The organism is Sporosarcina aquimarina (assembly GCF_019748715.1).
Classification (GTDB): domain Bacteria; phylum Bacillota; class Bacilli; order Bacillales_A; family Planococcaceae; genus Sporosarcina; species Sporosarcina newyorkensis.
Genome location: NZ_JACLBZ010000039.1, coordinates 1 through 14,346 on the forward strand (window position 1 = coordinate 1; position 14,346 = coordinate 14,346).

14 protein-coding genes, 1 tRNA gene and 1 rRNA gene are annotated in these 14,346 nt (G+C 42.6%); 13 read left to right on the forward strand and 3 right to left on the reverse strand.

Annotation, left to right across the window (positions count from 1 at the left end):
* The first annotated feature begins 35 nt into the window (after positions 1–35).
* From rrf to tsaD, 6 genes are all read left to right on the forward strand, one after another.
* Positions 36–151, forward strand: a 5S ribosomal RNA gene (gene rrf, locus H7J92_RS16555).
* A 25-nt stretch (positions 152–176) separates the two neighbouring features.
* Positions 177–252 (forward strand) — tRNA-Asp (locus H7J92_RS16560).
* A 172-nt stretch (positions 253–424) separates the two neighbouring features.
* Complete coding sequence (gene tsaE, locus H7J92_RS16565; protein WP_050804727.1) at positions 425–841, forward strand: tRNA (adenosine(37)-N6)-threonylcarbamoyltransferase complex ATPase subunit type 1 TsaE; 417 nt, start codon at positions 425–427, stop codon at positions 839–841.
* Positions 838–1,539, forward strand: coding sequence for a tRNA (adenosine(37)-N6)-threonylcarbamoyltransferase complex dimerization subunit type 1 TsaB (gene tsaB / locus H7J92_RS16570; RefSeq protein WP_221838080.1), 702 nt, complete (start codon positions 838–840; stop codon positions 1,537–1,539). The genes tsaE and tsaB overlap by 4 nt, the downstream gene beginning before the upstream one ends.
* Positions 1,532–1,984: a ribosomal protein S18-alanine N-acetyltransferase gene (gene rimI, locus H7J92_RS16575; protein ID WP_009498849.1), complete on the forward strand. Its 453-nt coding sequence runs from the start codon at positions 1,532–1,534 to the stop codon at positions 1,982–1,984. The genes tsaB and rimI overlap by 8 nt, the downstream gene beginning before the upstream one ends.
* Positions 1,981–3,000, forward strand: coding sequence for a tRNA (adenosine(37)-N6)-threonylcarbamoyltransferase complex transferase subunit TsaD (gene tsaD, locus H7J92_RS16580; RefSeq protein ID WP_221838081.1), 1,020 nt, complete (start codon positions 1,981–1,983; stop codon positions 2,998–3,000). The genes rimI and tsaD overlap by 4 nt, the downstream gene beginning before the upstream one ends.
* A 481-nt stretch (positions 3,001–3,481) precedes the next feature.
* On the opposite strand, the gene H7J92_RS16585 is transcribed toward tsaD, so the two are convergent.
* On the reverse strand, positions 3,482–5,407 hold the full coding sequence (locus H7J92_RS16585; RefSeq protein ID WP_221838083.1) for an ABC-F family ATP-binding cassette domain-containing protein: 1,926 nt from the start codon (positions 5,405–5,407) through the stop codon (positions 3,482–3,484).
* A gap of 167 nt (positions 5,408–5,574) precedes the next feature.
* Between H7J92_RS16585 and H7J92_RS16590 the strand changes: the two genes are divergently transcribed.
* From H7J92_RS16590 to dacB, 4 genes are all read left to right on the forward strand, one after another.
* Positions 5,575–6,222: a redox-sensing transcriptional repressor Rex gene (locus tag H7J92_RS16590; protein WP_009498844.1), complete on the forward strand. Its 648-nt coding sequence runs from the start codon at positions 5,575–5,577 to the stop codon at positions 6,220–6,222.
* Between the two features lie 64 nt (positions 6,223–6,286).
* Positions 6,287–6,475, forward strand: a complete 189-nt coding sequence (locus H7J92_RS16595; protein WP_009498842.1) for a twin-arginine translocase TatA/TatE family subunit — start codon at positions 6,287–6,289, stop codon at positions 6,473–6,475.
* A 17-nt stretch (positions 6,476–6,492) separates the two neighbouring features.
* Positions 6,493–7,299: a twin-arginine translocase subunit TatC gene (gene tatC, locus H7J92_RS16600; RefSeq protein ID WP_009498840.1), complete on the forward strand. Its 807-nt coding sequence runs from the start codon at positions 6,493–6,495 to the stop codon at positions 7,297–7,299.
* A 120-nt stretch (positions 7,300–7,419) separates the two neighbouring features.
* Positions 7,420–8,910 (forward strand): D-alanyl-D-alanine carboxypeptidase/D-alanyl-D-alanine endopeptidase, encoded by a 1,491-nt coding sequence (gene dacB / locus H7J92_RS16605; RefSeq protein WP_078818813.1) that lies wholly within the window; start codon positions 7,420–7,422, stop codon positions 8,908–8,910.
* Between the two features lie 41 nt (positions 8,911–8,951).
* Here the strand turns inward: dacB and H7J92_RS18000 are convergent, their stop codons facing one another.
* Positions 8,952–9,683 (reverse strand): CPBP family intramembrane glutamic endopeptidase, encoded by a 732-nt coding sequence (locus tag H7J92_RS18000; protein ID WP_176132628.1) that lies wholly within the window; start codon positions 9,681–9,683, stop codon positions 8,952–8,954.
* A 192-nt stretch (positions 9,684–9,875) separates the two neighbouring features.
* Between H7J92_RS18000 and groES the strand changes: the two genes are divergently transcribed.
* Together groES and groL are read left to right on the forward strand one after the other, a co-directional pair.
* Positions 9,876–10,160: a co-chaperone GroES gene (gene groES / locus H7J92_RS16615; RefSeq protein WP_009498837.1), complete on the forward strand. Its 285-nt coding sequence runs from the start codon at positions 9,876–9,878 to the stop codon at positions 10,158–10,160.
* Positions 10,161–10,211: 51 nt separating this feature from the next.
* Positions 10,212–11,846 carry a chaperonin GroEL gene (gene groL / locus H7J92_RS16620; RefSeq protein WP_009498836.1) on the forward strand — a complete coding sequence of 545 codons (1,635 nt, stop codon included), beginning with the start codon at positions 10,212–10,214 and terminating at the stop codon, positions 11,844–11,846.
* Positions 11,847–11,911: 65 nt separating this feature from the next.
* On the opposite strand, the gene H7J92_RS18085 is transcribed toward groL, so the two are convergent.
* Positions 11,912–12,268, reverse strand: a complete 357-nt coding sequence (locus H7J92_RS18085; protein ID WP_078818811.1) for a tyrosine-type recombinase/integrase — start codon at positions 12,266–12,268, stop codon at positions 11,912–11,914.
* Positions 12,269–12,882: 614 nt separating this feature from the next.
* Here H7J92_RS18085 and pdxR point away from each other — a divergent pair.
* Positions 12,883–14,319: a MocR-like pyridoxine biosynthesis transcription factor PdxR gene (pdxR, locus tag H7J92_RS16630; protein ID WP_221838084.1), complete on the forward strand. Its 1,437-nt coding sequence runs from the start codon at positions 12,883–12,885 to the stop codon at positions 14,317–14,319.
* Positions 14,320–14,346 lie beyond the last annotated feature (27 nt).

Genomic DNA, 14,346 nt, shown 5'->3' on the forward strand with positions numbered 1-14,346 from the left:
TATTCAGTTTTGAGTGAACAAGCTTTACTCATCTGTCTAGTAACGATGGCGAAGAGGTCACACCCGTTCCCATACCGAACACGGAAGTTAAGCTCTTCAGCGCCGATGGTAGTCGGGGGCTTCCCCCTGTGAGAGTAGGACGTTGCTAGGCTTTTTATTTTTTTGAATTTTTTCATGGTCCCGTGGTGTAGCGGTTAACATGCCTGCCTGTCACGCAGGAGATCGCGGGTTCGATTCCCGTCGGGACCGCCATATTTTAACATTCCAAACGATTTCACCTTACCGGTGAAATCGTTTTTTCTTGTAGATGAACTTCCGCTGTCTAAGCTTTTGTTTTACTTTGTTTTTCTGTACACTAGTATTATGATGAAATTAGAAGGGTGCGTTGGCTGTGTGGAGAAAAGAAATAAAGTCAGTTGAAGAGATGGAAAAGTTGGCTGCTGAGATCGGCAGTTACTTGAAGCCGCCTGATGTACTGACACTTGAAGGCGATTTAGGTGCTGGTAAAACAACATTTGCGAAAGCACTTGCGAAGTCTATAGGTATCACCCGGACGGTCAGCAGTCCTACTTTTACGATTATTAAACAGTACGAAGGGAATTATCCCCTTAATCATTTAGACGTGTATCGTTTGGCTACTAGCGATGAAGACTTAGGGTGGGACGAGTTGTTTTATGGAGACGCGATTTCCATCATTGAGTGGGCGCAATTTATTGCAGATGAATTGCCTGAACAGCGCTTGGAGGTTGTTATTCATCATACAGGACCGGAAACACGCACAGTTGAACTAACGGCAAAAGGTGAACGATTTACACGTATTTGTGAGGAGATTTTTATATGATATGGTTAGGTATTGATACAGCGAACTCTCCATTGTCAGTAGCAATCGTCAAAGATGGCGAGTTACTGATTGAAGAGTCGAGTATGATGAAGGTCAATCACTCTTTGCGGGCAATGCCGGCTGTTGAAGAGGTCTGCCGAAAAACATCAATATCCCCTTCGGAAATTGATGCGATTGCAGTTTCTGAAGGACCGGGTTCTTATACAGGTGTGCGGATCGGTGTAACGATTGCAAAAACACTTGCTTGGACATTGGGCAAGCCGCTTTATGGAGTTTCCAGTTTGAAGTCTTTGGCTATGAATGGTCAGCTTTACAACGGGCTCCTATGCCCACTATTTGATGCTAGACGGTCTAATGTCTATTCGGCGATTTATCGTATGGCTGGAGAAGAGCTAGTGAGTGTGATGGAAGATCAGCACTGTGCACTGGCAGAGCTTTTAGAACAACTGAAAGAGATGAAAGAACCCATTTTATTTATTGGTGAAGATGTGAAGTTGCATGAGCAAAGTATTCGTGAGCAGTTGGGAGAACAAGCGAAATTCGCTTCATTTGCTGTGAATGTACCACGCGCTTCCTCTGTTATTTCATTAGCTATGCGGGCTGAACAAGCCGACTCTGTACATTCTTTTACTCCGCAATATAGACGCATCACAGAAGCGGAAGTCAACTTGGTGAAGAAGGAGCCTACCAATGAGTGAGGATGTAGTATTTCGGAAAATGACGTTAGCAGATATTACTTCGGTGGCGAGTATCGAACGTGAAGCATTTGCTACGCCCTGGACAGAAGAGATCTTTGAGCATGAGCTGGCAGGCAATGAGTACTCTCATTATATTGTAGCGGAACTGGATGGCGAGATTATTGGTCACTGTGGTATGTGGATTGTTTTGGATGAATGTCATATTACGAATGTAGCAGTTCGCTCATCATTGCGCGGAAAAGGAATTGGAGAAGATCTCATGCGAAAGGCAATGGAGTTGTGCAGACTAAATGAAGTACGAACAATGACGTTGGAAGTGCGTGTCAGCAATGAACCAGCGCGGTCTCTTTATCGTAAATTGGGTTTTCAAGAAGGCGGGATCAGGAAAAACTATTATACGGACGACCATGAAGATGGGCTCGTTATGTGGGTGGAATTCGAATGAAGAAAGATCATTATATTTTAGGTATTGAAACAAGTTGTGATGAAACGGCAGCTTCGGTCGTGAAAAATGGTACCGAAATTGTATCATCTATAGTATCTTCGCAAATTCAACAGCAGAAACAATTCGGCGGAGTAGTGCCTGAAATCGCTTCTCGCTTACACGTGGAGCAAATCACACTCGTTATTGAAGAAGCGCTACGGGAAGCTGAAATTGTTCCAAAAGATTTGGAAGCTGTTGCTGTGACGGAGGGTCCTGGACTGGTAGGAGCCTTATTGATTGGGGTAAATGCAGCGAAGGCTTTTGCGTTTGCTAACCAATTGCCGCTGATCGGCGTACATCATATTGCAGGTCATGTGTATGCCAACCAACTAATGCATCCAATGGAGTTTCCGCTGCTAGCACTGATTGTTTCTGGAGGCCATACGGAACTCGTTGTCATGAAGTCTCACGGGTCCTTCGAGTTGATTGGAGAAACACGTGATGATGCAGCAGGAGAGGCTTACGACAAGGTGGCCCGTGTGCTTGGATTGCCTTATCCAGGTGGTCCGCAAGTAGATAGGCTTGCATTGGAAAGTGAGCAAAGCATTGATTTTCCGCGCGCTTGGCTAGAGGCGGATTCGTATGATTTCAGTTTCAGTGGTTTGAAATCAGCGGTCATTAATTATAAGCATAATATCGAGCAAAAAGGCGGACAGATCGATCCTCAGCATGTAGCTGCAGGTTTTCAACAGAGCGTTGTGGATGTGCTGACGGTAAAGACTGTGAAGGCAGCCAAACAATTTGATGTAAAACAAGTAATCGCTGCAGGAGGCGTAGCAGCCAATCAAGGCTTGCGCAAGTCTTTAACAGAGGCACTGCAAAAAGAAGGAATTCCTTTCTATGTTCCACCTATTGCGTTATGCACAGATAACGCGGCCATGATAGCGGCAGCTGGGTATGAGATGTGGAAAAGTGGCGTCCGCAGCGACTCAACGATGAATGGTCGTCCTGGTATGCCATTGAAATCATGGAATTAATAATAATGAACACATATTTTGCTAATATTCAGCAAAATATGTGTTTTTTCATTATGCGCAAGAAGAATTGTCAATAGAGAACATTCGTACTTATACACAATTTGTGGATTAAATGTGGGTAAGTTTAGAAAGTTGTGCACGATACGGGTGTGTCACTTGGATAACTTTGTGGATGTTTAGCATAAACCCTGTGGATAATGTTCATAACTATGTTCATATGTATTCAAAATGGGATTTATACTGTGGAAAAGATTGTGGAGAAAAAAGGTGGATAAATCAAGAGAGCTCTTTGTGTATCAGTCATGTTGACGAATTGCGTTTGCAATTGTAATGTGAAAGTCGCAATTTGTCAGACTATAAGTTATCATAATTTGTTGCGGTGCAAACAATACTTTATGTCGCCCTTTCACTTCACTTACCCGGAATATAAGAAAAGGCTGTCACTGAAAGAGTATCTTACTTTCAGGACAGCCGACTTTTCTTATAAATTGTCTAATTCATCTTGCAGCATTAACCATTCTTCAGCTTGTTCATCGTGTGTTGCTTGCAACTCGTCGATACGTCGTTGAATCTCCATCAACTGGACGTGGTCGTTCGCGATATCAGGATTCAATAACTGGGCTTGTAGTTCGGCGATTTCATCATCAAATGTTTCCATCTTCTTTTCGATTTCAGCAATCGCTCTAGTTAGCCGACGTTCTTGACGCTGAAACTCTTTTCCGGCATTTTCTTTCTTTACAGCAGGTTCCTTTTCACGTTGCTCAACCTGTGTCACTGCGGCGATTTCTTCCATTTCTGTTTTCTTCTCGACATAGTAATCATAGTCGCCCAAGTATTCAACTGCGCCATGTTCGCTCAGTTCTATAACTTTCGTTGCGAGTCGATTGATGAAGTAGCGGTCATGCGAAACGAAAAGAATCGTGCCAGGAAAGTCATCCAGCGCGTTTTCAAGAATTTCCTTGCTGTCAAGATCCAAATGGTTTGTCGGCTCGTCCAAAATAAGTGTGTTGGACTTTTCCAGCATGAGCTGGGCCAATGAAAGCCTGGCTTTTTCTCCGCCTGATAACGACGTCACGTGCTTTTCGATGTCGTCGCCAGTAAACAGGAAGCGACCAAGCAAGGAGCGGATATCCTTTTCGTTCATCATGGGCCAGTCATCCCAGATTTCCTGCAGAACCGTACCAGACCCAATCAATGTTGCCTGGTTTTGGTCATAGTATCCGAACTGGACGTTGGTACCATAGCGAATATCGCCGTCAAGCAGCTCATTACGCTTGACGATGGTCTTCAGTAACGTCGACTTGCCGACGCCGTTCGGCCCGACAAAAGCAACGCGGTCTCCTTTATAGACGCGTACGGAAATATGTTCTGACACGGGCTGTGATCCATAGCCAATCTTTACGTCATCGAGAGAAAGGACATCATTGCCGCTCGGCCGATCCAATGAAAATGAAAAGTTTGCGGACTTTTCATCGCCTTCAGGTGAATCCATCCACTCCCTGCGTTCCAGTTGTTTGCGGCGGCTCTTCGCCATTTTGGAAGTCGAAGCGCGTGCGATATTTTTCTGGATAAACTCCTCAAGCTTCGCGCGCTCACCTTGTTCCTGCTCGAAAAGCTTTTGATCGCGTTCATAATTCTTCGCTTTCTCATCTAAGTAGGTACTGTAATTTCCACTGTATTTCGTCACTTTTCGACGAGATACCTCATAGACTGTTGTCACGACCTTGTCGAGAAAATAACGGTCATGCGAAACAATCAGAATCGCCCCTTCGTAAGCGGATAGATAGCGCTCCAGCCAATTTAAGGTCTCGATGTCCAAATGGTTCGTCGGTTCATCCAGTATTAATAAATCCGGCTTGCTCAGCAGCATCCTAGCCAACGCGAGCCGCGTCTTTTGGCCGCCGGATAATAGATCGACAGGCTTCTCATAGTCTTCCGGATAAAACCGCATTCCATGAAGGACAGAACGCGCATCGGCCTCAAACTGATAGCCTCCTGCTTCCTTAAATGCAATCTGCAGTTCATCATATTCAGCCATAACACGCGCATAGCGGTCTGCGTCTTCGTAGACGGAAGGCTCGGCCATTTGATGCTCGAGGGTGCGTAAACGTTCTTCTTTTTGTCGAAGCGGTGCAAATACTGTCATTACTTCATCCCAAATCGTCAATTCTGAATCAATGCCGCTATGTTGCTCCAAATAGCCGACTCGTATGTCTTTCGGGATGATAATATCGCCTTCGTCGGCTGATAATTCGCCTGCTATTATTTTTAATAATGTCGATTTTCCGGCACCATTGCGTCCAACTAGTGCAACGCGGTCTCGATGTTGAACTTCGAGACGCACATTTTCCAGCAGGTCCGTGCCTGAAAAAGACTTGGTCAGTCCATTTACTTGTAAAATAATCAAGCCTCACACCTCTATTCCCTTCTAAGTTTAATGGAATCGGTAGCACCATGCAATAATCGGCTTTACAACTGATGGGTTCTCCTGTACGATAAAAGCGGCTCACCTTCGTTTTCCTTGAGGATTTAAGCGGAGGATGTAATAGGGCAACACTGGGGGTAAGGAAAGCAGTGGGTACAAAAAGAATTCCGCAGGCAACAACGAAACGATTGCCTTTATACTATAGATTTTTACGCAATTACGCAGATGCAGGTGTACAGCGAATTTCGTCTAGTGAATTAAGCGAAGCAATGAAGATTGATGCCGCTACAATTCGCAGGGACTTCTCGCATTTTGGTGCGCTGGGACGTAAAGGATACGGCTATGATGTTGATTCATTATTGCAGTTTTTCCGCGAGACACTAGACCAAGATGAAGAAACAAATGTGGCTTTGATCGGGGTCGGGAGTCTAGGGAATGCATTTCTGAAGTACAACTTCCAAAAGATTCACAACACGAAAATTGTTGTAGCATTTGATCCGAAAGCGCCTTATGACGGCGAAGAACGGAATCATATTCCGATCTATCCGCCTGATCGACTGGAGGAGAAAATCCTTGAACTAGGGATCGAAATGGTTATTTTGACCGTACCGAAGAGAGTGGCACAGGAATTGACGGACCGCCTCGCTCAAACTGGTGTGAAAGGAATTTTGAATTTCACCCCTGAACGGCTGGCTGTACCCGATACGATCCGTATCCAAAGCATCGATCTTTCCGGCGAGTTGCAGACATTGATTTATCTCATCAAAAATGACGTAAAAGATTCACAAATGAACTGACCTGGCAATAGTAAATGCGAGGGTTTTCGTGTAGAATAGACATATTATGAGGAGGTGACCAATCATGGCTCCAGGCGTTGGTAGTTTGTTAATTATTGCGGTTATCGCATTGCTTATATTTGGTCCTAAGAAGTTACCTGAAATCGGTAAAGCATTCGGTTCTTCATTGCGTGAGTTTAAAAACGCAACGAAAGGTCTTGCGGATGACGATGAGGTAAAAAAGGTTGAAGACAAGAAAGAAGAAGTGCGCTAAGTTAGGGTGTTAGTCTGATGGCAGATAAAAACTTAACGATCGTTGAACATATAGATGAGATTCGAAAACGGCTGATGGTTATCGTCGTTTTCTTTATTGTTGGCGTGATTGCCAGTTTCTTTTTTGCAAAGCCTTTGATTCACTTTATCCAATATGATACACCGGCAGAAGAAGTAGTGTTGAATGCATTTAATGTCGTCGATCCGGTTGTCATTTATTTAAAGGTAATCATTTTCTTGGCGATCATCATTATTTCACCGGTCCTAATGTATCAATTGTGGGCGTTCATATCCCCAGGTCTTCGTGATTTAGAAAGAAAAGTCACACTGTCGTACATTCCCTTTGCTTTTCTTCTGTTTTTAGCAGGGATCAGTTTCTCGTATTTCGTGTTACTGCCATATATTATGAAATTCATGATTAATTTGTCTGATCAATTAAACATTGAACAGACAATTGGTATTAACGAATACTTCTCTTTTCTTTTTTCTATACTTTTGCCGTTCGGTTTCGTTTTCCAGCTGCCGATCGTCATTTTATTTTTATCCCGTTTAGGAATATTGCAGCCAAAAGTCTTGGTGAAGGTACGGAAATATTCCTACTTTGGCCTGTTCGTATTGGCGGCATTCATCACACCTCCTGACATCGTATCGCATTTGTTCGTCACGGTTCCTTTGTTCATCCTATATGAAATCAGTATCGTGATCTCACGTCTAGGATATAGGAAGTTTGAAAAAGCTGAACAACTGCGGAAACTGGAAGAAGTGAAAGCAGAGCAGCAACGTCAAATCGATGAAGTGATGAATCAAACCGATTCAAACAAATAAAATTCAAGTCCTCTTGCCTATGCAGGAGGATTTTTTGTTTCTGTTATAAATTGGGTTCAGTTGAAGTACGCAGTATGGTAAACTAGCAGGGACAACGAGATTGGGAGGAAATGAGATTCAGTGAATAGAAAAAAGACTCAACGTCGATTGAGTAAATGGTTACTAGGTGCAGTTTTAGTCAGTGCGAGTGTCTATACTCCTATAACAGGAGGTCAAGCGGTTGCTGCAGAGCAATCTTATAAAGCTATGGAAGCGGGAATCAATCAGGTTATTACGAGTCAGCGCATGCGCGGTACGAAGAGCAGTATAGTTGTACGTGAGGCGGATTCGAATAAAATCGTATATCAATACCGAGCGGATCAAGGCGTCACGCCGGCGTCCAATGTTAAAGTGTTAACTGCGACGACTGCTCTTGAAGTGTTGGGCGAAGATTATACCTTCCAGACAGATGTATTAGCGAGTGGGCCCGTGAAAAACGGTGTCCTGAACGGCCAGCTTTATTTGCGGGGAACAGGGGATCCGACCTTAATGGAACGGGATTTGCAGCAGCTTGCGAAAGAGGTGCGTCAGTCAGGCATCAAGTCCATCACAGGAAATATTGTGGCGGATGATACATGGTTTGACACAAAGCGTTTATCTCCGGGTATTTATAAATCGGATGAAACGCATTATTACGCTGCACAAATCTCGGCATTGACGTTGTCGCCGAATGAAGATTATGATGCAGGGACAACGATCGTTCAAGCAAAACCAACGAAAAACGGCAAGCCGGCAGCCGTTACGTTAACTCCACACACAAACATTGTTAAAGTTGTCAATCGAACGCGAACGGTTCCTAAAGGTAAGCCGAACACAGTGACAATGGCTCGCCAATATGGAACGAATACGATCATCGTCTCAGGAAACATCCCCGTCAACTCGAGCGGTAAACGTCAATGGGTGACGGTTTCGAATCCGAGTGCATACACAGCAGATGTTTTCAAACGAGCGCTTGCTAAACAAGGCATCAGTTTCAGTAAAACTACGAAAGTAAGTCGATCCAAAACTCCAGCGAATGCCCAATTGCTTGCAACGAAAAAGTCGATGTCCTTGTACTACTTGATGATGCCCTTCATGAAGCTTAGCAACAATGCACATGCTGAAATTTTAGCAAAATCGATGGGACGGGCTGTATACAATGAAGGCAGCTGGGATGCCGGCTTGCGTGTTATGAGAGAAACGGTACAAAAAGACGGCATCAGTTTGAAAGGTATTTATTTAGAAGATGCTTCGGGTATGTCGCATAAAAATAAGATACCTTCTGAGAAAATCTCAGAAGTGTTATTCGAAGCTCAGACAAAGCCGTGGTATCCAACATTTGAACGTTCTTTGCCAGTTGCGGGAATAAACGATCGGATGCTGGGCGGTACATTGCGTAATCGTTTGACGAGCCCTCTGGTCAAAGGAAAAGTGTTGGCGAAAACAGGTTCATTAAACCATACAGATGCCTTATCAGGATATGTGAAAACGAAGAGTGGCGAAGAGCTGATTTTCAGTATTCTGACGGAAGGTGTGAAGAGTACTGCAAAACCTGACATTGATAAAATGGTACAAGTGATGGCGGCTCAATAAAAAATCTCTCCTTGCGTAATAAAATGCGAGGAGAGAATTTTTTATAGTAGGAATGTGATGATGCTTTGCTGCATATCCTGTAGTTGCTGCAATTTTTCTGCATTCCATTGTACGACTGTCACAAAGCCGTTCATCAAAAAGTGAGCGATCATCGGTGTGAGCAGTCTTTTTGTTTTGTAGTAGACAAATGCAAAAGCGAGTCCTGGCATCAAATACATGAGTAGATGCTGCAACTCGTTATGCACGGCAGCGAATACGACAGCACTCGCAATCGCAGCAATCCAGAAGTTCGTCTTCCTGTACAAGCCTCCGAATAAAATGCGGCGAAACACGACTTCTTCAAGGAATGGTGCAAAGAGAACCATAGGAAAGATGATGATTGGAGCAGTTTTCGCAATGTTTGAAAGTAATTCAGTATTTTCAGAGCCTGCTTCGACACCGAACATCGACTCGATTGCGGCTCCTAAGATTTGCCCGGCCATCGCTAGGAAAAATCCAATGATCCCCCAAAGAAGAACATTTCCCATATGTGCAGGCTTTCCTTTAAATACAGGAATGAATTTCTTGTTTTTTAGCAGGATGATGACAAAAATAATCGCGGCAATCGTGTTGACGGTGAAAAGCGTCCAAGCGAAACCGTGTGATAGAGCTTCAACTTGCGGTAATCCTTTTTCCGAGAAATAAAAGACCAGTACTGGCGCGAGAAATATGCTAGCGATTTGCATAAGAACGTAGGTAATAAAAAGTATTAGAGCGACAACCCAGTTTTTCACTGTACACAACCTTTCTTCCATACATATTGACCATTTTAACGCGAAAAAAGACGTTTGGCAAAAAAGAAAATGTCGAAAGCTTTTACTTGCAATTCTAAATGGAATTCTTTATGATAAGAGTTGTGTTAGCACTCATAGTTACTGAGTGCTAAAATTTCAAAACTAAACAATATCTCGAGGAGGTTGTTTCATTTGTTGAAACCACTAGGTGACCGTATCGTAATCGAATTAATCGAAGCAGAAGAAAAAACGTCAAGCGGCATTGTCTTACCAGACTCTGCAAAAGAAAAGCCGCAAGAAGGAAAAGTAATTGCTGTTGGTACAGGCCGTGTTCTTGAGAACGGACAACGTGTGAACTTGGAAGTATCAGAAGGTGACCGTATCATCTTCTCTAAATATGCAGGCACAGAAGTGAAATATGAAGGTACTGAATACTTGATCTTGCGTGAAAGCGATATCTTGGCAACGATCGGTTAATCGACTGTTATAAAAACAAAAGATATGAAAAATCAGGAGGGAATCATTTAAATGGCTAAAGAACTTAAATTTAACGAAGAAGCACGTACTGCAATGCTACGCGGCGTAGATACATTGGCAGATGCTGTTAAAGTAACACTTGGACCAAAAGGACGTAACGTCGTACTTGAGCGTAAATTTGGCTCTCCATTGATCACAAATGATGGTGTTACAATTGCAAAAGAAATCGAATTAGAAAATGCATTCGAAAACATGGGCGCAAAGCTTGTGGCGGAAGTAGCTTCTAAAACGAATGAAATTGCAGGGGACGGAACAACAACAGCTACGGTTCTAGCACAGGCTATGATTCGTGAAGGTTTGAAAAACGTAACAGCTGGCGCAAATCCAGTAGGCATCCGTAAAGGAATCGAAAAAGCAGTAGTAGCAGCAGTAGAAGGGCTACAAGGCGTTTCCGATGAAATCGAAAGCAAGCAAGAAATTGCACAAGTAGCAGCTATTTCTTCAGGCGATGAAGAAGTCGGCGATTTGATTGCACAAGCGATGGAACGCGTTGGAAACGATGGCGTCATCACAATCGAAGAGTCTAAAGGCTTCACAACAGAACTTGATGTGGTAGAAGGTATGCAATTCGACCGCGGATATGCATCTGCTTATATGGCAACAGATACAGATAAGATGGAAGCATCTTTGGACAACCCGTATATCTTGATCACAGACAAGAAGATTACGAATATCCAAGAAATTCTTCCTGTACTTGAGCAGGTTGTTCAGCAAGGTAAGCCACTTCTTATCATTGCAGAAGATGTTGAAGGAGAAGCATTGGCTACTCTAGTCGTCAACAAACTTCGTGGAACATTCAACGCAGTTGCAGTGAAGGCACCTGGCTTTGGTGATCGCCGTAAAGCGATGCTAGAAGACATTGCAGTCTTGACAGGCGGACAAGTCATCACAGAAGACTTAGGACTTGATCTGAAGTCTGCAGACCTTACTTCACTAGGTCGCGCATCGAAAGTCGTTGTTACAAAAGATCACACAACAATCGTTGAAGGCAGCGGAGACGCAGGTGCAATCGAATCACGCGTAGGCCAAATTCGTTCACAACTCGAAGAAACAACTTCTGAATTCGACAAGGAGAAATTGCAAGAGCGTTTAGCTAAACTAGCTGGCGGCGTAGCAGTAATCAAAGTCGGAGCGGCTACAGAAACTGAGTTAAAAGAGCGTAAACTTCGAATTGAAGACGCATTGAACTCTACACGTGCAGCTGTTGAAGAAGGAATTGTATCGGGTGGCGGTACTGCACTTGTGAATGTTTACAAGCAAGTAGAAGCATTACTAGAATCAACAGAAGGCGACGTAGCAACAGGAGTCAAAATCGTTCTACGTGCACTAGAAGAACCAGTACGTCAGATCGCTACAAACGCAGGTCTTGAAGGATCTATCGTAGTGGACCGCTTGAAGCGCGAAGAAGTCGGCATCGGTTTCAACGCAGCAGACGGCGAGTGGGTCAACATGGTAGAAGCAGGTATCGTGGACCCGACTAAAGTTACGCGTTACGCATTGCAGAACGCGGCATCTGTAGCGGCTATGTTCTTGACTACAGAGGCTGTAGTTGCTGATTTACCAGAAGCAGCTGGCCCTGCTATGCCTGATATGGGCGGTATGGGTGGCATGGGCGGCATGATGTAAGTGAAACTCTAAGCCCTTGATATGACATGGGTTAGAGCACTGATCATCAAACCGTGTTCATTTTATTAGTCATAAGCGCCAATAAAATCACTCAAAATATAGAGGTCTCTCATTAATTCACTGAATTTTTGAGAGGTCTCTTTTTCTAATCCTCTTGTTAGATGTCCGTAAATTTCGTCCGTCGTCGCTACTGAAGAATGCCCGAGCCTATGGGAGATAACTTTCATATTAACATTTGCTTCAATTAACAACGAAGCATGTGTATGCTGGAATGAGTGTGGCGTGATGTGCTTACATAAGTCAGGCATTTTTGCTAGCAGACGCTGTAGACGGTTGGAAAATTGCTTAATTGTACATGGATAGCCTTCCGAACAAGTGAAAATGAAACCCTGATCTTTGTATAAGCGTTTATTTATCTTAATAAATTCATTTTTCTAGTAACATTTACAAGTATCTGTCACTGTCTTGTGACAAGCTGTCTGCACTGGCATCATTGTAGTAGGACTACATAATTAGGAAAATGGACTTTATGCAAAGAGGAGGGCAGATGTATGAACTTTAAGATGGTTAATAACAAGGGAGATAATACGCTGCTGAATCTATTGAAAACAGAGATTGAGTCTAAATTAATAGTAGCGTTAGCAGCTGCGTACTTTAGCCTCTACGTCTAAAATGAATAGGTTTCGGTAAATGAATTGCGCTTTCCGATAAACCAACAGTCGCCAATATTTAAAAGGACAATGCCGCTTGTAATTAAAATTAACCCGGCAATTCTTTTCTTATGTAATTTTTCTTTATAGAGAATTGAGTCTATACTTGGTATCGATCGCTTAAATTTTGAGCGCGAAAAGCTGTAAAAGTAAAAAGGTAGAATTAAAACAAAAAGTGACTTCGTTAACGTAATGGCCGAGGTCATCTTTAACACTTCTATAGGGATACTGATGTCAGGAGATGAGATAATAACATTTAAAATTTCACTATGAGCATAATACGAAATTTGTTATATTGAAAAATTATAAATAAAGGATGGAGTTTAATGCAATTTATGCTAGACCGTTCAATAAGAAAACCTATGTATAGGCAACTTGCAGAACAAATAGAGAATGGGATTATATCGGGAGATTTATCTCAGGACCAGCCATTGCCATCTGAACGTGAGTTAGCAAAAAAGTTACAGATAAATCGGAGTACAGTTGTGACTGCTTATGATGAGTTAGAGGCGATTGGATTAATTGTCAGAAGAAAAGGAAGCGGCACTTATATAAATACGGATATATGGGGACTAACTCATAAAAGAGTCCCCAATTGGGGTAGATATGTAGAAGATGGCTCATTTCTTCCGAATCTTCCGTTGGTTCAGAAACTTCGTAATGAAACTGAGCAAGAAGGAATGATTAACCTATCAAGCGGGGAACTTGCAGCAGACTTACTACCTAACGTCCAATTCGCTAGGATTCTTAAAGATCATGCGTTTGATGAGCATTTAGGTTACGATCATCCTTTAGGCGATGCGGGATTACGGGAGACAATTTGTAAACATGTAAAAACCTATAAAAATATGGTTGTTGAGCCAAACTCCATACTGATTACATCGGGCGCTCAGCAAGCAATCCACCTAATCGTTCAATGCCTGTTAAAACCAGGTGATACAGTAGCTATTGAAGATCCATCCTACGCATACTCTTTACCGATCTTTCAATCGTTTGGTATTAGAACGCTATTACTCCCAGTTGATCAATATGGCTTAAATCCTGATGATATTGTAGCTTTACAAAGAAAACATCGAATTCGTATGCTTTTTTTAAATCCTGATTATCAAAATCCTACTGGCACAAAAATGTCTCTGGAACGTCGAAAGAGAATATTGGAATTATCATTAAAGTACGGTATTCCCATAATAGAGGATGATCCTTATAATTTGACGTCATTCGATGGGCGCATTGGACCCACGTTAAAGTCAATGGACGATAATGAAAATGTTGTATACATTAGTTCTTTATCAAAAGTTGTTGCATCAGGATTACGCATTGGTTGGATTATTGGACCAGAAAAAGTGATTAAGCGTTTATCAGATGGCAAACAGCAAATTGACTTTGGTCATAGTGTTTTTCCTCAATGGATAGCGAATCAATTTCTAGATTCCCCTCAATTTGACAAGCATGTTTCAAATTTAAGGATTCAACTGAGGGAGCGTAGGGATGCGTTAATTTTAGCATTGGACAGTTTAACTAAAAATGAGGTTACATATTTAGTGCCACAAGGCGGAATTCATTTATGGTGTAAAATAAATCACGAAATTGATGGATATAAGTTACTTGAAGAATCTATGAAAAAAGGCGTTTCATTTGTACCTGGAAGAATAATGGGTTCAACAAATGGATACGTTCGATTTACTTATGGAAAAGGTAACGGAGCCTCAATACAAGAAGGCATTTCAAGGTTTGTCTACGCGTTGAGAAGTTACGGGATATAATGGTATTTTATTCTCGGGTATTGTTTA

Excerpts from the sequence above, each read along its gene's own strand:
- pdxR (WP_221838084.1), top strand. The coding sequence starts at position 12,883 with ATGCAATTTATGCTAGACCGTTCAATAAGAAAACCTATGTATAGGCAA.
- tatC (WP_009498840.1), top strand. The coding sequence starts at position 6,493 with ATGGCAGATAAAAACTTAACGATCGTTGAACATATAGATGAGATTCGA.
- H7J92_RS16595 (WP_009498842.1), top strand. The coding sequence starts at position 6,287 with ATGGCTCCAGGCGTTGGTAGTTTGTTAATTATTGCGGTTATCGCATTG.
- tsaD (WP_221838081.1), top strand. The coding sequence starts at position 1,981 with ATGAAGAAAGATCATTATATTTTAGGTATTGAAACAAGTTGTGATGAA.
- rimI (WP_009498849.1), top strand. The coding sequence starts at position 1,532 with ATGAGTGAGGATGTAGTATTTCGGAAAATGACGTTAGCAGATATTACT.
- tsaB (WP_221838080.1), top strand. The coding sequence starts at position 838 with ATGATATGGTTAGGTATTGATACAGCGAACTCTCCATTGTCAGTAGCA.
- tsaE (WP_050804727.1), top strand. The coding sequence starts at position 425 with ATGGAAAAGTTGGCTGCTGAGATCGGCAGTTACTTGAAGCCGCCTGAT.
- groL (WP_009498836.1), top strand. The coding sequence starts at position 10,212 with ATGGCTAAAGAACTTAAATTTAACGAAGAAGCACGTACTGCAATGCTA.